Source organism: Halapricum desulfuricans (genome assembly GCF_017094525.1).
Taxonomy (GTDB): domain Archaea; phylum Halobacteriota; class Halobacteria; order Halobacteriales; family Haloarculaceae; genus Halapricum; species Halapricum desulfuricans.
The window spans coordinates 1,815,094-1,835,500 of the sequence record NZ_CP064788.1; the positions used below are offsets into that span (position 1 = coordinate 1,815,094).

At 54.9% G+C, this 20,407-nt stretch carries 16 protein-coding genes and 2 pseudogenes; 9 read left to right on the forward strand and 9 right to left on the reverse strand.

Annotated features, from left to right (window positions below; all coding sequences use genetic code 11):
• Positions 1 to 30 precede the first annotated feature (30 nt).
• On the forward strand, positions 31 to 1,152 hold the full coding sequence (locus HSR122_RS09395; RefSeq protein WP_229109449.1) for a citrate synthase/methylcitrate synthase: 1,122 nt from the start codon (positions 31 to 33) through the stop codon (positions 1,150 to 1,152).
• Here the strand turns inward: HSR122_RS09395 and dinB are convergent.
• Positions 1,149 to 2,405 (reverse strand): DNA polymerase IV, encoded by a 1,257-nt coding sequence (gene dinB, locus HSR122_RS09400; protein WP_229109450.1) that lies wholly within the window; start codon positions 2,403 to 2,405, stop codon positions 1,149 to 1,151. The genes HSR122_RS09395 and dinB overlap by 4 nt on opposite strands.
• An 18-nt stretch (positions 2,406 to 2,423) precedes the next feature.
• On the opposite strand from dinB, the gene HSR122_RS09405 reads away from it, so the two are divergent.
• The 4 genes and pseudogenes from HSR122_RS09405 (at position 2,424) to HSR122_RS09415 (ending at position 7,642) form a co-directional block, all read left to right on the forward strand.
• On the forward strand, positions 2,424 to 3,503 hold the full coding sequence (locus tag HSR122_RS09405) for a tyrosine-type recombinase/integrase (protein ID WP_229109451.1): 1,080 nt from the start codon (positions 2,424 to 2,426) through the stop codon (positions 3,501 to 3,503).
• A 1,120-nt stretch (positions 3,504 to 4,623) separates the two neighbouring features.
• A complete protein-coding gene (locus tag HSR122_RS09410) occupies positions 4,624 to 5,703 on the forward strand; it encodes a hypothetical protein (protein WP_229109452.1) in 1,080 nt (359 codons plus the stop codon).
• A gap of 556 nt (positions 5,704 to 6,259) precedes the next feature.
• Positions 6,260 to 6,475: pseudogene (locus HSR122_RS15035) on the forward strand (HNH endonuclease); the annotation flags it as partial.
• Positions 6,476 to 6,628: 153 nt separating this feature from the next.
• Complete coding sequence (locus HSR122_RS09415) at positions 6,629 to 7,642, forward strand: hypothetical protein (RefSeq protein WP_229109453.1); 1,014 nt, start codon at positions 6,629 to 6,631, stop codon at positions 7,640 to 7,642.
• 280 nt (positions 7,643 to 7,922) lie between these two features.
• Here the strand turns inward: HSR122_RS09415 and HSR122_RS09420 are convergent, their stop codons facing one another.
• A complete protein-coding gene (locus HSR122_RS09420; protein ID WP_229109454.1) occupies positions 7,923 to 8,432 on the reverse strand; it encodes a hypothetical protein in 510 nt (169 codons plus the stop codon).
• A 285-nt stretch (positions 8,433 to 8,717) separates the two neighbouring features.
• Here HSR122_RS09420 and HSR122_RS09425 point away from each other — a divergent pair, with 285 nt between their 5' ends.
• The 3 genes from HSR122_RS09425 to HSR122_RS09435 all read left to right on the forward strand — a co-directional run bounded on the left by HSR122_RS09425 (position 8,718) and on the right by HSR122_RS09435 (position 10,809).
• The gene (locus HSR122_RS09425) at positions 8,718 to 9,107 is read left to right on the forward strand and encodes a hypothetical protein (protein WP_229109455.1); all 390 of its coding nucleotides are present in this window, start codon (positions 8,718 to 8,720) and stop codon (positions 9,105 to 9,107) included.
• Between the two features lie 481 nt (positions 9,108 to 9,588).
• Positions 9,589 to 9,756 carry a hypothetical protein gene (locus HSR122_RS09430; RefSeq protein WP_229109456.1) on the forward strand — a complete coding sequence of 56 codons (168 nt, stop codon included), beginning with the start codon at positions 9,589 to 9,591 and terminating at the stop codon, positions 9,754 to 9,756.
• 708 nt (positions 9,757 to 10,464) lie between these two features.
• Positions 10,465 to 10,809, forward strand: a complete 345-nt coding sequence (locus HSR122_RS09435; RefSeq protein ID WP_229109457.1) for a hypothetical protein — start codon at positions 10,465 to 10,467, stop codon at positions 10,807 to 10,809.
• 310 nt (positions 10,810 to 11,119) lie between these two features.
• On the opposite strand, the gene HSR122_RS09440 is transcribed toward HSR122_RS09435, so the two are convergent.
• The 6 genes and pseudogenes from HSR122_RS09440 to tpiA all read right to left on the reverse strand — a co-directional run bounded on the left by HSR122_RS09440 (position 11,120) and on the right by tpiA (position 19,103).
• Complete coding sequence (locus tag HSR122_RS09440; protein WP_229109458.1) at positions 11,120 to 11,515, reverse strand: hypothetical protein; 396 nt, start codon at positions 11,513 to 11,515, stop codon at positions 11,120 to 11,122.
• A gap of 70 nt (positions 11,516 to 11,585) precedes the next feature.
• A complete protein-coding gene (locus HSR122_RS09445; RefSeq protein WP_229109459.1) occupies positions 11,586 to 14,270 on the reverse strand; it encodes a DUF1156 domain-containing protein in 2,685 nt (894 codons plus the stop codon).
• Between the two features lies 1 nt (position 14,271).
• Positions 14,272 to 15,162 (reverse strand): hypothetical protein, encoded by an 891-nt coding sequence (locus tag HSR122_RS09450; protein WP_229109460.1) that lies wholly within the window; start codon positions 15,160 to 15,162, stop codon positions 14,272 to 14,274.
• A complete protein-coding gene (locus HSR122_RS09455) occupies positions 15,146 to 17,671 on the reverse strand; it encodes a DUF499 domain-containing protein (protein WP_229109461.1) in 2,526 nt (841 codons plus the stop codon). The genes HSR122_RS09450 and HSR122_RS09455 overlap by 17 nt, the downstream gene beginning before the upstream one ends.
• Before the next feature lie 332 nt (positions 17,672 to 18,003).
• A pseudogene (locus tag HSR122_RS09460) lies at positions 18,004 to 18,153 on the reverse strand (Y-family DNA polymerase); the annotation flags it as partial.
• Positions 18,154 to 18,455: 302 nt separating this feature from the next.
• On the reverse strand, positions 18,456 to 19,103 hold the full coding sequence (gene tpiA / locus HSR122_RS09465) for a triose-phosphate isomerase (protein WP_229109462.1): 648 nt from the start codon (positions 19,101 to 19,103) through the stop codon (positions 18,456 to 18,458).
• A 107-nt stretch (positions 19,104 to 19,210) separates the two neighbouring features.
• Between tpiA and HSR122_RS09470 the strand changes: the two genes are divergently transcribed.
• Positions 19,211 to 19,765, forward strand: coding sequence for a response regulator (locus HSR122_RS09470; protein WP_229109463.1), 555 nt, complete (start codon positions 19,211 to 19,213; stop codon positions 19,763 to 19,765).
• A gap of 27 nt (positions 19,766 to 19,792) precedes the next feature.
• Here HSR122_RS09470 and HSR122_RS09475 read toward each other — a convergent pair whose 3' ends face one another.
• Positions 19,793 to 20,335: a multiprotein bridging factor aMBF1 gene (locus tag HSR122_RS09475; RefSeq protein WP_229109464.1), complete on the reverse strand. Its 543-nt coding sequence runs from the start codon at positions 20,333 to 20,335 to the stop codon at positions 19,793 to 19,795.
• Positions 20,336 to 20,407: the final 72 nt, after the last annotated feature.

Below are 20,407 nucleotides of genomic sequence, written 5' to 3' on the forward strand. Positions count from 1 at the left end.
CATATATCGCCGGCCCTGAAACGACGGGGCATGACTGGAGTCAACCGGGGTCTCGACGGCGTTGCCGTCGCAGAAACACGCCTGAGCACGATGGACGGCGAGGCCGGTGAACTGATCATCGGGGGGTTTCCCGTCGAGGAGCTGGCCGACAACGCCACCTTCGAGGAGACGCTGTACCTGTTCTTTCGCGGCCGGCTTCCGGACGCCGAAGAGCTGTCCGCGTTCCGCAGTGATCTGGCCGAATGCAGGGCGATCGGCGACGAGGTGCTGGCGGTGTTGCGACGGGCCGCCGAGGAGGAGAAACCAGCGATGGACGCGCTCCGGATGGGGGCCGCGGCGGCGAACCTCGGCACCGAGGACGGCGATCCCGAAGCCGACGCCCTGCGGGTCGTCGCCGCGTTCCCGACGATCGTGGCGGCCTACTGGCGATATCGCGTGGGCGAGGAGCCGATCGAACCCGACCCCGACCTCGGCCACGCGGCGAACTACCTCTACATGTTGACCGGCGAGCGACCGGACGAGCGCGCGGTTCGCGGGCTGGAGACGTATCTCAACGCCGTCGTCGATCACGGACTCAACGCCTCGACGTTTACGGCGCGCGTGGTCGTCTCGACGGAGTCGGACGTGGTTTCGGCGGCGACGGCCGCGGTCGGGACGCTGAAAGGACCGCTCCATGGCGGCGCGCCCGGGCCCGTGCTGGACATGCTCAAGGAGATCCACGAGTCGGGCGACCCCGAGGCGTACGTTCGGGAGAAACTCGAGGCCGACGAGCGACTGATGGGGTTCGGCCACCGGATCTACCGGGTGCGTGACCCCCGTGCGGCCGTCCTCGAGGCCGCCGCCGAGCAGTTCTACGATGACGACGACGATTTCTTCGAGACGATCACCGACTTCGAGGACGTCGCCGTCGATCTGCTGGCCGAGTACAAGCCCGATCGCGACCTGGAGACCAACGTCGAGTTCTACACGGCGGCACTGTTGCACGGCGTCGGTGTCCCACAGGAGCTGTTCCCCGCGACGTTCGGCATCGCCCGGGTCGGTGGCTGGATGGCCCACGCGCTGGAACAGCTTGAGGACAACCGCCTGATCCGCCCCGAATCGAGATACACCGGCGAGCGCGGCCGCTCGTGGACGCCGATCGGGGAACGCTAGAAGTCCGAAAGGGTCAGCTGGTCATCGTCTCGCGTGTGTTCCGGGCCGCGGTTGGACCGATCGCCTTGCTCCTGGCCGGCTTGTTCGTCGCTGTCGTCGAACCCGTCGAGACTGGCCTGTTCGCGGTCGGTGAAGGACAGTTTCGAAACGCGAACGCCCACCTTGCGGACGCGGGCGTCATCGAACTCCGCAAGCAGGTCCGTCGCGATCGCCTCGACCAGATCCGGATCGTCGACAGGTCCGGACAGCGATCGAGCACGCGTGTGCACGTCGTACGGCGGCGTCACCACCTTGATCCCGATCGTCTGGTAGAGCGCGCTCTCCCGGCGAGCACGCTCTGCCACCGCGGTCGCGAGCGTTCGAACGCGCTCGTATACTAGGTCGATGTCCGCGACGGGTTCGGAGAACGCCGACTCCCGCGAGAAGCTCTTCGGGTCGTCTCGGGGCGTGACCTCGCGGGCGTCCTCGCCGCGGGCGAACCGGTAGATCTCCCGGCCGCGCTCGCCGAAGCGATCGACCAGCCGGTCGGGGTCGGAATCAGCCAGATCGCCCGCGGTCTGGATGCCCATCTCGCGGAGTTCACGGGCGGTAACGGGGCCGACGTTGTGGACAGCCTCGACGTCCATCGGCGCGAGAAATTCCCGGACGTCGCCGGGTTCGACGACGACCAGTCCGTCCGGTTTGTCGGCGTCGCTTGCGATCTTCGCGGCGCTCATCGTCGGTGCGACACCGACGCTCGCGACGACGCCGACTGCTGATTCGATCCGGGCTTTCAGGTCGCGAGCGACCCCCTCGACGCCGTCCCAGTCCGTCCGATCGGTCACGTCAAGGTAGGCCTCGTCGATGCTGACCGCCCGGACGACGTCCGCGCTGTCCCGGAGGATCGCCCGCACGTCCTCACTGACGGACTCGTAATAGTCCATGTCGACGGGCCGGTAGTAGCCGGTCTCCTCCGCTGAGTCGCGCTCGCTCGCGCCCGTTCCGTCGGTCTCCGCCCGGCGCGGGAGTCGCTCCAGGGCCTCGGAGATCGCCATCGCGCTCTCGACGCCGAACGCGCGCGCCTCGTAACTCGCCGTGGCGACGGCCCCGTGGTCGTCGCCGTCCTCGTAGCCCATCCCGACGACGACTGGCTCGCCACGGAGTTCGGGCTCGCGCAACCGCTCGCAGGCGGCGTAAAAACAGTCCATGTCCACGTGACAGACGATCTGCTCGGGGCTATTCGTACTCGTCAGACGAGCGTTATGGCGAGTCATCGAATGGCCCCCGTGGTAATGTCGCTGGTTCGGGGCCGCGCCTTCGTGGACTTCAGGAGCCCACCGATGTCAACACTCGATCCGATCACGCCACGAGAAGCGTTGGAGATGTACTGTAATGACATTGACGGCGAGTTGTCGCCCAACTCTGTCCAGGCCAAACGCTACCAGTTAGGGTTCTTCGTCGACTGGTGCGAAGGCGCAGACAACGACGAGACGGCCCGTGTCGAGAATCTGAACGAGATCACTGGAAGAGACTTCACCCGATTCAAGAACTGGCGTAGCGACGGAATCAACAAAGTTACACTGCGGACAAACCTCTCGGCGTTGCGGACCTTCATGCGGTTTTGCGTTTCGATTGATGCGGTTGATCCGTCCATTCCCGAGAAGATCAATGTCCCAACGTTAGACTACGGTGAGAACGAACGAGAAACATTCCTGAGCCACGAGCGAGCAACGACGATTCGGGCGTATTTGCGGAAATTTCAGTATGCAAGCCTGAAACACGTCCTGTTCACCCTCCAATGGCATACGGGAGTGAGAATGTCGGCGTTGCATAGCCTCGACGTGGAGGATTTTGACTATGAACAGGAAACCATACGGCTCCGTCACCGTCCAGACACGGACACCCGACTCAAGAACGGGGAAGCAGGGAACCGTCTTGTAACGATCGACACTGAGACTGCCGCAGTCGTGGACGACTACATTGAGCACAAGCGAACCCCTGCCACAGACGAGTACGGGCGACACCCTCTGTTCAGTTCCTCGAAGGGTGGTCGAATGTCCAAATCGCACTTGAACAAACACATGTATCGTCTCACAGTCCCCTGCGAGTACGGACAACCGTGTCCTGCCGACAAGGACCCACAGGACTGTGAATACGCTGGAACGTTTAGAGACTTCATCAAATGTCCGCACAATGTCCGTCCCCACGATGTCCGTCGTGGAAGCATCACCCACTGGCTACGGAACGACGTGCCTGAGAAAGCAGTCAGTGACCGTATGGACGTCTCGGTGAAGACGATCGACAAGCACTACGACAAACGCAGTGAAGACGAACGAGCCGAGGTGAGACGCCAATACCTGAACGAAGTCTGATCTAGAAAGGGCCGTTTCCCTCCATTGTTATACCATCATCACATGGAGAACTACAGTACATATGTTATTGCAGTAAAGATGTACTCTCCCCCAGAAACTGTACTATACACCCTTCCATTGGAAGAACGGTAATCCGTCGGTGGAATATACACCATGGGTGTGGTTCCTTCCTGCCGTGTGACACTCGATCTTGCTTCCCTGTTAGATTACTCGGGGACAGGTCGACCACCACAGGGAGGGACTTTGTGGCGTAGCCAACTCCCAGTGCGCTCCGTGGAAGTTGACACCGACCAGCAGATCGAGTGATCCAGTGCGAGTATTCCAACCCGCTTGGCAGGCGAAGGGGCTTTTGTTACCCGATTATCTCGGGGGATGTGAGGCGTCCAACCAAGTACTGTACCAGCAAATAGGGCTTGTTCACCATTTAAAATTCTCGGAACCTATAAGATAACTGTCCGTATCAAGCGGGGGATCTCAGGAATCTTTGACGATATGTGGAGCATGAGTCATCGGAGGAAAACCACATTGGCAGAATACACCTCCTGTAGAAGTTCATACTAATTCCAAATATCAGTTCCGTCCCGCTGACCCCTCGAAACCTCTATGACAATCTGATAGCGCCAATATTTCTCGCTCCCCTCTTGTAATCTGATACCAATTGAAAAGCTATGAAGATATGTATGGGGGGAACGAGTATGTAATCAAACATGGTACTACTATATCGGGCACTATCTTCTAATAACCAAATCTTTATCAGTGATTGTTTCGTAGCATTTAAGTGTTTCTAGCGACAATAGATATAATGAGAGGAATGCACGCCATTCAGATCGACGGCGATGAGCCTATCCGTTCGCCGTCGTGCGAATATGGTTCGATGGAGCCAACCGCGTCCCAGCGCGGTCAGGGAAGCAATAGTCGTATCTTCACTTCCTTCTTGGCTTCTATCGAAATAAGACTGACGACAGATTGCTGTCAGTCGATGCGTCCACCTCTCGGGATCATAAATGTCTGCTACGGACGCGAACGATAACGAGAACAATAGTATAGATCTGCCAACTGACTTTCTACCAGCCCGCTTGCGGCTCCAGAGAAATCTCCGCGATGGGAAGGTGGGTGCAGAATGACCGACGTCGGGATTGACCCTGTCGAGCAGACGGTTTCCCATCCAACCGCTGTCGAAAGCCTCAGAGACCAATATCTCACCGCCAGAGACGGCGTCAGTCTCCGTGAGGAAGCCGTGACGGTCAAAGGTCGGGCGAGGACGTGGGGCGACGTCAGAGACGAATTTGAGTCGTATGTGTGGCGACAACGGAAAGCCAGCAGTACGTGGGAAGACGAGAAGAATGTCTCTCCTAACAGCCATCGTTTCACAGAGCAAGCGAGCAAGGACAGGTACGGGCGAACCCTCGGTGTTGATCGAGCCGCCCGCGATTTGTGGGGCAACGATTTAACCACGGTGTTCATCACTCGTCGAGCGAGAGCATTTGGCGAAAATGGGCAACCACAACCCCCAGCCGATCACCTCGACGATCTACTCGATGGGAACCACAACGTGTATCGAGCCTATGAGAGGCATATCGAGGATGTCCACGGACTGACGTATGCTCGACTGTCGGTATTAGAACCCCACGCGAACGGGTACGCACACATCCACGATGCCCTGTGGGTCAAGGACCCTGACGCTGTCCTCAGTGACGTGGATATTCTTCCTGCCGTGGACGCACACCTCGACGCCGTCGAGCAAGCAAGACCACGAAATCACGGTCCTGCGGCGGTGGATGTTCGCCACGACCCCGAGGGTAGAGACAGAGAGAATCGAGAAACCGCACTTGTAGGAGACGGCGTCCCAGAATCGACGGCGTTGCCCCCTGAACTGTGTAAATATCTGGGCGGAATGGCGGAATATGACGGCTCCAGTAACGCAAATATCCCACGTGTTCTCCAGGCCGATACTGGCCCACTGAGATTCTATGCGTTGCTCTGGGCGAGAGGCATTCGACAGTGGCGACCCGACCAATCGGAGTTCCCCCGTTTTGTAGGCATATCACAGTACTGGTACGATGACGACAGCGGGAGTGACGACGTCGAGGAGACAGTTGCTCCTGAAGATATCGAGAACGGTGGTGGCGTGGATCGCGTCGACGTCGAAGGCCGTCCGACTGACTTTGAGAAGTACAACGCAGGTGGCGCAATGGACTGATTGACTGTCTTCTCTGAATTCTACCCGTACTAACTTTACACTTTTGTTTTTGGGCATTTCAGTCCCCTCTGTATCCCGAAATCGGGCAGTACTGATTTTTCGGGGTATAAAAGGGGCAGTAGACAGACACCAATCAATACGACCAACACTAACGATGACAGAAACACAATTCACGAAAGTCGCTGGACTCGGAGAATTGCATCCTGATTACTGGAGCGAACTACTCAGCCACCCAGAAACCACGATAGAGATTCAGCACTGTGGAAAACCGATCTACTACGGGAACGTTCGAGTCAGCCGCCCGAGAGTACGATGTATCCACGATGGGAAAGAATACAGTGCCAAAATCTCCATCGCCGTCGAAACGACAAAGCCCCACAAGTGGAGAGTCAATGAATGAATAGGCAATATTACTCTTACACATATCATGGTCGTATGGCTGAGAAAGGCACTGTACTGTCAGTGTAGGACAGTGGCTCTAATCCAGTCAAACCATATGCAGAACTGATCCATTCGCCCCCAAAATTGAAGCGAATTCATTAACAATTACTTGTCAATGGGTCGGGACTTGCCACCTGACTGGGATCAACGGCGAAAAAGGGTCTATCAGCGAGATAACTATCAGTGCCAGAATTGCGGCGCAAAAGGTGGTCCTCGGGGAAATGCAGAACTGCACGCTCATCACATTGTACCCAGAGCGTCTGGTGGATCACACGAACTGAGCAATCTCCAAACTGTCTGTAAGCAGTGCCACGACGCAATCCACCATAACAGACAAGCACCGACAGGGCGGGGACAACGACGCCGTCAGCAACTGAAGGAGAACCGCACAGTTGAGAAACGAGGCTTAGAGGAAAATAGAGCACTGCAAGCGTTTCTCAACAGTGACCAACTGCCGTATGCCATTTCGAAGCATCATACCTGCGTGAAGGAACTATACAATGCCAACGAAAATCTCAGTACTGGGTTAGAAAAACTGGATTCGATGAGGCGAACAGCACAGGCATCCCGATCAGGTAGTAGTCCATCCCTACAACAGGTGTCAGAAACTCATACACAAACCAAAGACGAAGTCAATGATGCTCTCACTTCGCTTCAGTCGAATATTGAGAATCTACAAAGCATCTCTATTGGCTCACTTCACCCAGCCACAAACCAACGATTAGAGGACACGATAAGTGAATTGGACAGGCTCTCCCAACAACTGGCACAGATGCGGGATGTATTCGATCGAGTGGCGACAGATGATGACTTTGGAGAGTCGGATCTCCATGATCTGCGCCTCCTTACTGACGAGGTCCGTGAAGGAACTGATGAGGTTACAGACTCAATGACCACGGTCATTGAAAAGATCATTACTGAGGCGAAGGAAGAAGTCACTCATATAGACGAGAAAACGCACCACGGAGAAGTCAATTCTCAATCTGATTTGATACCGACTCAACGCCTATACCATAATTCCCTCAAAACATGCCCATTCTGCGGGGAAGAGTTAGACAATCCCGTAATCAGGGTATTTGACTCCAATTTTCAAGTATCTCAATGTAAGAATTGCACAACGGAGTGGGTCAAGCCCAAGCAACCTTTCAGTGTGACAGATTTGACTGCAGATATAGCGATTACCCACACCCGTCGTGACATAAAGAATATCTCTTTCCCCAAGGTTGTTTGGGATGTGATACGCAGGGACAGTAAGGACATCCCCGACAGCTGGCACAAATATCAAAGCCTGACAGAAGAAGTTCGCAAACAAAACAGAAATGGACTTTTAGCACTCTCTATAATACTTATCGTAGCCTTCATCACACCACTGTTCGCTTTTGGCGGCCCAGGATTTATACTATCTTTGATGTTTTTGTTTATACTTCTTCCAATTTTCGCACACATTTTCGATCGGTGGATAAGGGATAGGGTGAGACAGACTATGAGCGCCGTGTGAGTCTTTCTATGACGGGTTTACAACCAAAATTTCTGCGAAGACAACGGGGCCGATGACCAACTGATTCGCTGTGTTATCGTGACCGTGTACCCGTGAGTGTCCCAGTGAAAGTGTCGAAACGGTGACTACCTCCTCCTAATATCACTCCCCCGATACTACTGTAGGATCGTGACGGTGGGGGATAAGTAAATTCCAGTGGGATAATCAATGGTTTGACTCTGTTGAAACCCTCAATTGATGATGGGTTTCAGCGATCGTACTGGATACAGGTTCCAATTAGTTATTCATTGTAGTGCGCCTCTAATTCTCCCTTCACGCTTATAAATCGGAAACCGATAACAATGAGAAAAACAAGCAACATCACTGGTGCTGCGTCGGGAACGAGGTCAGCAATCAGCAAAAAAAGTCCGTAGACTATAAAGAGCAATCCGTATTCCAGCGACATCTCTTGGAGAGTCAGCACAAATCGATAAGTGAGTGTCAGCTCGTGGGCAAATGCTGCAATCAAGAGTAGACCAAATGCTGCAGAGAACACCTCAATCTGGGAGGTATATTGGGTAGGATTTTCAGAGAGGATGATAGCTAATCCTGCAAAGACCAGACTCGCTGTAGCCAATGCAGTTCCGCGTTGATTCTGGGAGATCTCATCATAGAGATCGTGATCCTCGACGATCCCAAATTGGTGCTCTCTATTCAGATAGACTTTCGCTATTGCCTCAATTATGAAAAGTAGTATCAGAAACCACTGTCTTAGGACATTTATCCAACCAATCCCTGTTAGAATTGCCATTACTATGGCTCGTATCCACAGTTACTGCATTTCTTCTTCCCTCCAGACTGGGTCAAATTTGAGGCACCGCATTTCGGGCAAGTCCACTGGCGTTTCTCAATCTTGTCTCCGCTCATGCTAGGAGTGAGAACAACCAATAACAAAAATTGTTTGGTGGATAACTATGGACTGATCTATATCTCAGAGACAAGGGACCTGTCTATTCATGTTAACAGGTAATAAAAACTGCTAATTTAAAATATTAAAGTAGATCAAATGACTAGCACTCAATGAGAGCAAGCAATTATGCCAGGAGATTCCTCAACCACTGAGCCCGATCTCGAAGAAATCCATGAAGAAGTGACTGAGATTACCGCGATAGAAATCACGGAGCCGACAGATGCCCACAACGAACGAGATAATCCTGAAGTATCTGTGGCAGTTCAGCAGTTTGGTCGTACTATAGAACACTACACATTCGAATTCGTTCGCCCATCACAAGATACTGAATATCCGCGATATCGTCTTGGTCCTTTTAGAGTAAGTGAAAAATCCAACCAAACACAATACCAGAATAATGCAATGTATGAGGCAGCAAAAGCACTGGCCGAATATACAAAGACGCCAGTTAGGATGGAGGTCAAACCTGATAGTGAAATTGAAGATCAGGAATTGAAATCATATAGCGGCCCGTGAGGTAGTGCAGGAAGATGTACTGGCTCAGATAGAACTGATCGTAACCCAACCCCAATCTACAATATGGGACGCGTTTTTCCTATCTACCTCAACGATCTCGCCATCGAGGTGATCGACAGGTTCATGTTATTGATCGGGACGGTCGCAACACAGTAGTCACCTACATTAAGCTATGATAGAGTTGCAACGGGGCCGACTGTTCGAATAGAGCGATACAGCTGTAGTGGGAGACGCTACCACTAACTCGTTGTCTGAACCGCGCTCATTGTGTCTCTTTCACCTCTGTTCAGGTCGTGAACATTGGGTAACGCTTATTCGCTCGTCATACGTGGTTTCACATGCATCTTCGTCTGAGGGTGTCAGCTATCGTTGCTGGCACCTCAGCATTAGACGATATAGCGGCAGGTATCGGTTATATTCGTCTCAGACGACCCGCTTGTTCTTGCTTGATCATTTCGGGCGTGATTTCCTTCTTTGGGAGATGGCGGAGGTACTCAGGTCTAAGATGAACACGCTCGTCGTATGGACTGTGCTGACCAATCTGACGGAGTCGGCCAGCGGAGATGATCCCAAGCAGCCGAATGATCCCATTGCTGTACTCGGCGAGCAAGTAATCGTCGGCGTTACCGAGGGTATCGGAATCGACTGATAGTTCTCGGGGTCCATGCCAGCAAGTCTTGACGTCAATATCGCGGCCATGGACAGTGAAATCAGAGCCCCCATCACCCTGGTCTGCAGGGTAGATTGTCCGATCAACCTGCGTTTGGAAGTAAGTCGCAGCGATGTACTCACCGAGACGACCGACCTTGAACTGTTCTTGGCGTGTTGGGTTGAGATTGTACTGGCGACCGAGTTTAGTTGCAAATCGATTCGCGGAGTAGACGATATCCTCGTCAACAGACCCAAATGGGTGGTCTGTCCTGTCCCGACTCAGCGGGAACGGCATTTGCGAACTGTGCTCCGTGATCTGTGTCTGCTCTGTGGACATAGATGTCTCTCGTGGTATGGAACCCCTCCAGAACCTCAGTCAGTGCATCTCCGTCTGAGGGTGTCAGGGGTGATCTACGTTCGAACCGTTCGTTTGATTACCTGTTCCTGAATGCCATCAAACCTCAGTGGGCTCCGCCCACTCTATTCTTGGTATCGTGCCTATCCTGACCTCCGACAGCGATGTTTCTCTTCGCTCTATTGCTCGTAGTAGGCCGCTTGCGGGCCGTCGTCCGTGTTCTCTGTCGAACGCATCTGGTGATTCGAAGGGGGTACTAATAAGTTATCCCCTCAGCCTGGATTTCCCAACAAATTGTACGGACTTTTCACAGGGATTAGATATATAGTTGACAGAGCACAGACCTTACGTATGGAAAATACTGGGATGGGTCGCCCGATTCTTCACGTCTTTAACGTAGCCGACCCAGCCTATACAGTAGAGACGCCTGATGGTGAACTTATCGAATATCCATATCATCAGCGTTTAGATGCCAAAACGAGGTTTATGCTGATTAACCGCTTTGATGAGACACGGTTTGAGCCAGATGGCTTTCCGCAGATCCCTGTGGATATCGCAGCGTATGGTAAACCTGCGATTGCTGCTTATCTATGGGAAATTCAGGATGTTCCTCGGGAGGAGATCGCTACAATTCTTGATGTTGAACCAAGTACAGTGAGACACTACGTTCGAGAATTTGCTCAAAATAATAGATAGAGCACATCTTATATAGAGTCTGTCAGAATATCAGTGGCACCAATTTTCTTTTGGCTCCGACTCCCCTGTTCTGAACACGACTTAATGAAGTGCCGATACAATGTATGAGCAGTGGGTATCGCGTATTGGGATATCAACACTATCGTGACTGCTGATCAGTCGGCTCCCACTCAATCCAGCGCCGACTTATCAATAGTGACGATGTCATCTTGCCAGTGGTCGCCAGCGTTATGTGTTCAGTTGGGACGGTGGTATCGTTTAAGCAGTGACCCTTCCAGCCACTATTGGAGAAGGAACGATCTCAAGAAGTTTATGATTGCACATTGATATTGCTGTAGTACCAGCCAGCGCCTTCTTGCTGAATCCCATGGAACACCCGCTTGAGTGGGATCTCGTCGCCCTTGTTGCGGAGTATCGGTTCATCCCAGTATTCGATATCCTCAACCACGAACTGGACACGAGGGTTCTCTGTCAGTAGAAAATTCACATGGTCTCGGAAGATTCCGTGGACGTAATCGCACGCTTCGAGCGGCTCATCTGCAGCACGGAGAAAATCGTCAAGCCCGTAGACAGTGACATCGTATGGAAGACTCTCCATCCGATGGACGCTCCGCAGGAACTCAACTGAACTCATCTCTTCATTGAATGTTCCGTGTCGCTCAGCCGCGTCCTGCGAGTGCACGTGAAAGCCGATATCCAAACTCATCTGTTTACCCCCAACTGGTGTCGCCCTCCAATATAAACGTCAGTGCGAGAGGGTATTCGCCGTCGCATGGTTACGAGAAGTCTTCGAGATCAAGTTGTGTGTCCGTCCGCTCTTCGACATAGTCTGCGATGTCAGTATACTCGTCGTCATTTTCGATTTCAGCCAGTCGTCGAAGCGCAGCGATCGAGCCCTCGTCGGCCCACTTTCCAAACTTCTGTGCCAGTTGGTCCGTCTCGTAGAGGTAGCGCATGTAATGGGCCTTGTCGACTGCGAGGGTGTTCCGCTTGGATTCGACGTCGTCAGCACGGTCCAGTGGTCCGCGGACGTTCAGGTGGTCTCCCTCCTGTTCCAGCAAATCTTCGTGGACAAGTTCAGCGACATCGACTCCTCGCTGGCGGAGATCCTTATTCAGCGCGTTGTAGGAGATCGTCCCACCGCGTCCGAGCACATAAGTGAGGTAGACGGCACTGAGAGTATCCATCTCGTCACTCATCGTCTGCACCCGCTCTTCCATCAGCTGGTCGTCGACGATGTCACGGATGGTCTCGACCGCGGCATCGACAGTCATCTGCTCGCCTTCGTGAGTGACGTTCGGGAAGTGACGCGAGTACACTTCCAGGCACTTGCCCATTGTCACCGCGAACACGTCGCCCTGCGTGAGCCGCGAGCCGCTCTCTTCGAGACGATTAATCTCCTCCTCGGCGCGGAAATAAATCTCGTCTTCCAGCGAGCGCCAACTAACAGTCTCAGGGTCTTCGTCTCGGTCCCGACAGACCACGATCATATCGTATTCGATGTTAGCCTTGTCATGGATGTGTGTCGACCCACGCATCTCGCCACGGATTGGATACAGGGACGTGACGTAGAATCCCGCTTCGAGAACGGATTTCAGCACTGTGCTCCACCCTTCTGTTTCCTTGTGATGGAAGGTGAAGGCCATGATGCCGTCGTCCTTGAGTTTCTGATTCGCTTGATCGAAGACGTTCGTCAGGCCCGTAACGAAGTGGTCCTCATCGCGGTAGGTGTCGACGCTGTCCTCGCCAGCAGGGTCGCTTACCACTTCGCTGGCTTTCGGTGTAAGTTCGGCAGTGAAGTGCTCATACTCGTCTTCGAGAACTTGCTTGAGCCAGACGTAGTAGAAGTCTGCTACCTCGGCGTACATCACGTTGTCAAAGTACGGTGGGTCTGTGATGACGGCATCTACACTGTCGTCTTCGATAGGAAGGTACTCTGAGGTTCCACAGCGAAGGTAGGTGTTGTACGTCGCATTTTCTGTTCCTTCGACGGGTTGTCCAAGTTGGTCTGGGTCATCAGCGACATAACCCTCGATTTTGCCCACACCGTCTTGCTGTTTCGTCTCGCCGTCCTCGATGTACTTCTCGTAGGGATTCAGGCAGAACTCTTTCCCCGCCCGCATTTTGTCGAACTCCCCAGAGAATGTTCCACGTCCGTATTCAGTTCCCCAGAAGTTATTCTCAATCGGGGTGTGACGAGCGGTGATAGTATGCCGTTTATATATGCCTTCAAGCTTGTTCGCTGACCGATTGTACTCACAGAGCATATTGTTGAACTCAGAAGAACTCGAAAACGCAAGCAGAAGAAACTCCTTTATATTCTGATCGTCAATGCTGCCAATCTCACGCAGTAACTTCCCGAGACTAAGCAATTGGCGCGCGTTAAACATCTGGTCGTATCGCTCATAGCCGTGGTTTCTCGCACGGTCGGAACTTCCTCGATACCGCTCTGTTGTCGGGATTGGGAGCTCGTCACGAATCTCTTCGAGTTCTTCTTGGGCGTCGGCGTACCGTTCGCGGTCAAACTCGTCGGCAGGCTTGTACCCCTTCTCATCCGTCTCAGGACAGTAGTACTCCACAGCGTAGAGGGACTTGTCGGGTTTCCCAAAGCGATCTACGCTCTCGATGATAGACATTTCAGGATGGTCGTCGCAGTGGGGGCAGGTATACGATCCGCGGGAGACATTACCCGCTTCTTTTGGGACGTACTCGTGGTCGCACTCAGGACAGGTGGTTTCAGTGCGATAGTCATCAGTCTCGAAGACGTGCCAGCACTCGGGACAGACCACATTGTAGTGGTCGTCTTTCGAGGAGCGGGCATTTGCCAGTCGGTAGTCTTTGAACAGTGCGACATCTTCGCCGCAGTTCCGACACGGAAGTTCATCGACCCAGAAGTAGTACATCGCCTGGCCTTCCCGATCTGAGTCGGGACACTTCGTTCGATAGTAGTCCTTGATCTCTTCACCGACTGTCTCTTCGATCTGTTCGTATGCTGCGTCGAGTTTGTCTAAATCGACAGGTTCGACTTCTTTCTTGACGATGAACCACGCTACTGGGTTGAGCTCACTCCCGATCGCATTGGCCCCCATGCGAAGCGACTCAACGATGCTTGTCCCACCACCCATGAACGGATCAAGGACGGTCTTGTCCCCGAAATCAACGTCTTCAAGATAGTATTCCCAGAGTGCATCGGGATTCTCCCAATCCACATCTGGAAGGCCCCCTTCCTCTGCAAGCGTCGACTGTCGTTCCCCGTCGACAGGCATTTCTTCGTCTGCCAGGGCGTACAGGAGCATTGTACGGAAGACTGAGCCCAGTCGCCGCGCCCACCACTTGTGCATTGTATAGACGGGGCGGTAATACCGCTTCGCGTGGGCTTCCTTGTTCGCGATTTCGTTCACCTGTTCGATAGGGAACGAGATTTCGATCGGTCGTCGGTCATGGTCGCCGTTGGAAGTCATATTAGAGAGTTACCTTGATACGGGGCGTGATGCATTCCAGTAGACTACAACCACCATGCTGGAAGGTACTATACTTGCCTCTCACGGGCCACGTGTATCTTCCGATTGGCATATAGTAGCCATCTGACTCGACGACGAGACTCTCATCAACCAGATGATCTGCGTCAACATCACCGACGCTCTCGAAGCGCCCGCTGAACGTCTCTTGAAGGGCTGATTTCTCACCGTCACTGATCTGGAAGGTATGACCAGCATCAAGTCGCGCATACCCGTGGTCCGAGCCGATCACCACGCGGTCAGTATCGAGTTGGTCAAGAATCGCTCTCAGAGTGGTCTCCGTCTTCTCATACATTTCTTCGATCGAGGACAGTTTCGTCTTCCCCTCCTGAATGTTTTCGAGCAGCGCATCGGGGTAGCGACACCAGACAATCTCTTCGTCACCGTCGAGCGAGGGATCTTGACTTTTGACGCTTGCTGTCTTGTGTTCTCTCTTGAGGTCTGAATAGTCGACACGGTCGCGGTAGAACTTCGTCTCTGACGGGACTGAGGAAAACGAGTATTCTGTCTCAGGTTCGTGTCCTTGCTCTTCGAGCATATCGACGAACATCGCCGCCTCACGGACGCTCATCGCATCCATCACCACGAACGTGCCGCCGTCAGGAACGTCGAGAGACGCTTCATTGACGCACTTGTCGGGTAGCACTTCATCGAAAAACTCTCGATAGACGTCCAGCAGCAAGCGCTCGTAGCTTACTGCGTCGGTCTCTTTCCCGTAATGCTCGTTGATATCGTCGCCAGCGGGATACCAGATGTCCCAGAGTGCGTCCCACACTGGCGGGACAGGGTCATCGTTCTCAACCAATTGAGCGAGGTCGTCAGTCCTCAGTCTCACGTTCGACCACCACCGTTACGTCGATGTGATCGGCACTCGGGAGTTGTTCGAGAAACTCAATTAGTTCATCCTTCGAGAGATCGTCGACATCGTAATTCAGGTCCACGCTAACTGTCGTATCCGTATCGCTGTTGATCCGCGACTCGGCTTGACTTCTGAGCACGCGGGCACTGTTGCCTTCCAACTCAATGGTCTCCTTGGTCGTAGATACAGGTGAAGGACCGCCACCTCCGCTACCTCCACCACTGCCGCCACTACCGCCGCCTCCTCCTGACGTCGGTTTATCGGGACCATCACCGCCGTCGCCACCGCCACTGTCGATGTCGCCACCCCCACCGTCACCGCCGCCAGTCGGCTCTGGCGGTTCCTCTTCTTCGAAAATCGAGTCGTCAAGGTTGTCGGGATGGTGGATCGTCAGGTCATCATCGAGATCGGGAAGGGGGTCGTCTTTCTGAGGGACGTAGAAGTTCGCTCGGTCTCCTTCGAGTACGATCTTCTCGTCGCGGTATAACTGCCTGACTGCGGAGTAAAACACCTCATCGGACAGGAGCACAGGCATCCGACGGAACTGTCTGAAATCGTTAAGCATCGATGCGATAGCGATACCATTTTCAGCGTCCGCAACTTCTTCGCGGACTTTCTTACCAACGTAGGTCTTGTCTCGACCGACTTTGTCTTTCACGTCGTCGACATCTGCTGCCACATCGATCCGTCGCATTCGTACACCGTCGCCGCTCGGGTCTTCGCTCCATTTGACCCACTTCCCGAAGCGATCTTCGAGTTCGTTCCGCAGTTCCCGTCGCTCGTCGCGGATGATCGACGCGAGTTCTCCATCGTCGTCGACGTTCCCACGAAGATTCTCGGCCCCAAGCACGCGGGCAGCCTTGCTAATTATATCCTCGTCGTCGCGGACCGCTTTCTTTGGCGTGACGAAAAGTACTGTGTTTTGGTAGGTTCGACCCTCGAAGAAGTCGCTAAGCTTCGCTTGCAATGCTCCGTTCGAGAGATAGTCAAGCATCACGACCGTGGTCAGTTCCTTGGTGTCGGGAACATCCTCATCGGGGTAAACGTAGACATCGTCATTCCACACATCTTTTTGGACCACGTCGACAAGCGTCTCCTCAATGCTGTCGCGGTCGTCCCCGAGTGCTCGTTCCTGTTCCCGCGTAACGAGTGCGGTGAGCTTGGGATCTTCTGTCAGGTAGTAGTTTTCCTTCTGAGAGTCGCGGTCAAGGTAGTGAGCAACCCCGTAGAGACTCTCCAGCGACATGTGAAGCTTATCGACGGTCGTCTTCTCGGGCTTGAATGTCCCGAGCAAGCACTCGGTCACAGACGCCCGCTGCTCTCGCTCCTCGATTGTGTACAGGAAGATTGTCCGTAGTAAGTCATCTCCAAAGTCGATGTCCTCGACAGCGTCTTTGTCCGAGACGTAGCGGTTGAATAGCGTTTGGTTGATCCCACGGAAGGCACTCGGTTCGATGTCGCAGGTGACGATGAGATCCGTCTCCTCGTACTTGCGGCGGACAGTATCGGCAAGCACGTTCATTACGCCACGGACACTCTGGCGTTCCTGGCCCGCTTCGTAAATGTCGTCGAGGAGGTCGAGCAATTCAGGGTGGAAAGGATATGTCTCGACCATCCGATTCTCGTATCGCTTTGGCTCATCGATTTCGATAGGAAATGTGTAGTGGTCGACGTACTCACTCACGACATCCCGAACAGCCTTCTTATCGACGTCCTCTTGGCGTGTCTCGAAGAGGCGGTGAAGGATAATTTGTTCGCGGTCCCCCGTGTCGTTCATATCGACCGCATAGGGGTTTGTGCGGTCGAGAATCCGTCTGATGTCGCGGCTCTTGTCCAGCAGGGTGACGAACGCGAATAGGTCCTCCTGCGGGTCGTTGGCAACTTCGAAGAGGTTCTGGAGGAAGAACTCGTTTCGTTCGAGCAGTTCCTCGTTCTCGCTCTCGTCGAAGGACTCCCACCACGTTTCGATCTCGTCGAAGAAGATAGCGACAGGTTCCTCGTCGCTGAGTTGTTCGAGGTGGTCGGTTGTCGGATAGCGTTTGATGTCGTCGAGAAGATCCTCACGGCCCAAGTCCCTGAAGATCGGCTCCCAAATGAGATCGGCGTCGGTCTCACTGGTCGAGTGGATAGACGCCTTAGTACTCTCGGGAAGATCGAGTGTGATACCCCAGTCGTCGACCCACTTCTGAGCGACATCTGGGCTGTTGAACATATGGTAGAGCACGAGAAGACCGTGAGACTTGCCAGCGCCGTAAGGGCCAGAGAGTGCAATGCCACCCTGGCTGTCGCGTCCGCGAAGTTTGTTATCGACATAGTCGAACGCAGTTTGCAGCGCGTTCGAGGGATAGGTCATCGAGAACAGACGATCAGCATCGTTTTCCAGTCGATCCTCATCGTCCCCAACCTTGTGGGCCTGCAGGACGCCTTGGAACTGTCCTTTGATGACTTCATCACGGGGGGTGAGGAGATCGCGAACTGCAGTCATAGGATGTGACAGACTCCACGCCCGTACCACTTCATACTTATCACTGAAAAGAGCCGTGTCGTGGTGAGAGCGGGACGCGCAGGCAGTCACGTTGCCCTACAACTGACTGCCGAGCATCACGCCGAACCCGACCGCTCGCAATCCTACAATCGCACTGCAAACGATCACCTACTTTTTCGTATCTGGATGCCTTCAACACAGATGAAGTCCACGACGGGACGCGCCTCGAACGAAAGTATGTGACGATCACGTCGAAACGAATGGATAAATCCCGCCGTCCTCGTAGCCGTCGGTGGTTTCGTGAAACGAAATCACCGATTAGCCGAGGTCTCCTCGGCGTTCATCCCGACGACGACTGGCTCGCCACGGAGTTCGGGCTCGCGCAACCGCTCGCAGGCGGCGTAAAAACAGTCCATGTCCACGTGACAGACGATCTGCTCGGGACGGCGATCGACCCCGGGCAGACGCGCACGCTCGGGCATACCCACCCTACGGTTTCGGGACTGGTTACAGTTGCGACAGCGGCCGACCGATCGGTTCTCGTGGCGACGCCGAGACACTCGCCAGTAGCGAGCGTGTCGTCGGCAGAGAAACCCGGGGGCAGGGTGGCCAGTCCGCCGCCGGGACCGCGCGGTTCGTCGGCGATGCCAATTCCGGACGTTCACGACGGTCGTTCCCGTCGGGAACCTCACGGAACGAGGTTCCGTGTGAGTGTAAATACCACACATACTTAATTCTATCGACGGTGGATACCGACGCGAAAAAACCGAAACGGTTCGACCGATCAGACCAGCGGTTCGACGAGGTCCTCGAGGACGGCACGGGGATCGTCGGCCTTGGCGACGCCGCTGGCAAGCAGGACGCCGCTGGCACCCAGATCACCGGCCGCGTCGACGTCGTCCCCGCTAGAGATGCCGGCCCCGCAGAACACGTCGACGTCCTCGTCGACGTTGGCGGCCGCCTCGACAGCGTCGGTGACGATGTCGGGATCGGCCGTCGCGACCGAGACGTCACCGCCGATGAGTTCCGGCGGTTCGACGGCGACGGCGTCCGGACCGAGCGCGGTCACCGCGCCGATCTGTTCGGGGTTGTTGGCACAGACGACCGTCTCCAGTCCGGCGCGTTCGGCGGCCTGCACCGACCCGTCGATGTCGGCGAGTTTCAAGCGGTGCTCGGAGTGGTTGATTAGCGTCCCGTCCGCGCCGGCTTCCGCGACGCTCTCAGCGAGCGTGTGGCCGGTGTTGCTCCCGTAGTCGATGGGGTCTACGTGCTGTGCCCAGGTCTCGACGCCGGTCTCGGCGACGGCTTCGAGGTGTGCTGCCTGGGGTGCGACGCCGACCCGAACGCCGCTGTCGTCGGCGACGTCGGCGGCCGCTTGCGCCACTTCGATCGGATCGCACGGGTACGTCTTCAGATTGACAAGAACGAACATTCCGTATGGACTTTCTCAGGCATGTGGAAAATAGATTTCGAGTCTTCTCTCGAACTGCGAAGGAAAGGTTAAGAAGGGGTCGATGTCAACGCCCGAACGGTGAATTCGTGAGCTCTGCGCCCGCGGATCGAGGGACAGTCCTGGTCGTCGAAGACGAACAGCATCTCGCCGACCGCTATACGGACTACCTGAACGACCGGTACGAGGTTCGGACGGCCTACAGCGGCGAGGAGGCGATCGAGATGCTCTCCGAGGACACCGATATCGTCTTGCTCGACCGCCGGATGCCGGTCGTCTCGGGCAACGAAGTGCTCGCGTCGATCGAAGAGGACGGCTACGACTGTCGCGTTGCCATGGTCACGGCCGTCGATCCGGACTTCGACATCATCGACCTCGGCGTGGACGACTATCTGGTCAAGCCCGTCAGCAAGAACGCGCTACTGGAGGTCGTCGACCGGCTGTTGACGATCACCGAGTACAGCGAGCGCATGCAGGAACTGACCTCGAAGAAGCTCAAGCGAAACGTGCTGCGGGTCGAGAAACCCAAGTCGGAACTGCGCGAGAGCGGTCGCTACGCGGAGCTCGAAGCCGAGATCGACCGTCTCGAATCGAAACTCGACGTACTCTCCGAGGACCTCTCAGAGGACGATCTGATCCGGTGATCCCGGCAACAGAGGACAAACAGGCAGCTAGTCCTTGCGTTCGACGACGTCGCCGAGCGTGTACTCGCCGCTCGCGGAGCCGCTCTCCCACTCGGTGTCCTCGTCGGGCGTCGAACCTTCCGAGAGATCGATACCCAGCTCGCGTTCGAGTTTCCGCTGTACGTCGTCGCTAGGGAGGGTCTCACCGTGTTCGAGTTTGCGGATCAGGCTCGCCTTCTCGTTGAGATTTTTCGCGAGGTCCTCCTGGCTGAGATCGGCCGCTTCGCGGGCCGACCGGATCCGCTCGTCGTAATCCTGTGCCACCTCGTCCATCTCGTCGAACATGTCGCGGCGACGCCCCCCACCGCCGGACCCCCCCGAGGAGCTCGAGCCGCTCGCTGTGCTGGTCGAACCGCTCGTCGAACTGGAGCTGCTGGACCCGGTCGAGTATTTCGTGCTCGTGCTCGACTGCTCTGTCGTCACTTCAGTCCCGAACTCCGCACACTCGTCGCAGACCTGGAGTTCCGCGCCTTCGATCTTGACGGTGTTCGGCGAGCTCGTCTCCTTCCCGCACATCTCACACTGGACCATGTTGCTCTATAACTCGCCCCGTGGCTTAAAACGTACGCCGTCGAAGGCAATCGACTCGATCGGCTACAGAGT

What these genes read in the sequence shown, in the direction of transcription:
- HSR122_RS09395 (WP_229109449.1), top strand. Translation starts at nt 31, where the DNA reads ATGACTGGAGTCAACCGGGGTCTCGACGGCGTTGCCGTCGCAGAAACA.
- dinB (WP_229109450.1), bottom strand. Translation starts at nt 2,405, where the DNA reads ATGACTCGCCATAACGCTCGTCTGACGAGTACGAATAGCCCCGAGCAG.
- HSR122_RS09405 (WP_229109451.1), top strand. Translation starts at nt 2,424, where the DNA reads ATGTCGCTGGTTCGGGGCCGCGCCTTCGTGGACTTCAGGAGCCCACCG.
- HSR122_RS09410 (WP_229109452.1), top strand. Translation starts at nt 4,624, where the DNA reads ATGACCGACGTCGGGATTGACCCTGTCGAGCAGACGGTTTCCCATCCA.
- HSR122_RS09420 (WP_229109454.1), bottom strand. Translation starts at nt 8,432, where the DNA reads ATGGCAATTCTAACAGGGATTGGTTGGATAAATGTCCTAAGACAGTGG.
- HSR122_RS09425 (WP_229109455.1), top strand. Translation starts at nt 8,718, where the DNA reads ATGCCAGGAGATTCCTCAACCACTGAGCCCGATCTCGAAGAAATCCAT.
- HSR122_RS09430 (WP_229109456.1), top strand. Translation starts at nt 9,589, where the DNA reads ATGGCGGAGGTACTCAGGTCTAAGATGAACACGCTCGTCGTATGGACT.
- HSR122_RS09435 (WP_229109457.1), top strand. Translation starts at nt 10,465, where the DNA reads ATGGAAAATACTGGGATGGGTCGCCCGATTCTTCACGTCTTTAACGTA.
- HSR122_RS09440 (WP_229109458.1), bottom strand. Translation starts at nt 11,515, where the DNA reads ATGAGTTTGGATATCGGCTTTCACGTGCACTCGCAGGACGCGGCTGAG.
- HSR122_RS09445 (WP_229109459.1), bottom strand. Translation starts at nt 14,270, where the DNA reads ATGACTTCCAACGGCGACCATGACCGACGACCGATCGAAATCTCGTTC.
- HSR122_RS09455 (WP_229109461.1), bottom strand. Translation starts at nt 17,671, where the DNA reads ATGACTGCAGTTCGCGATCTCCTCACCCCCCGTGATGAAGTCATCAAA.
- tpiA (WP_229109462.1), bottom strand. Translation starts at nt 19,103, where the DNA reads ATGTTCGTTCTTGTCAATCTGAAGACGTACCCGTGCGATCCGATCGAA.
- HSR122_RS09475 (WP_229109464.1), bottom strand. Translation starts at nt 20,335, where the DNA reads ATGGTCCAGTGTGAGATGTGCGGGAAGGAGACGAGCTCGCCGAACACC.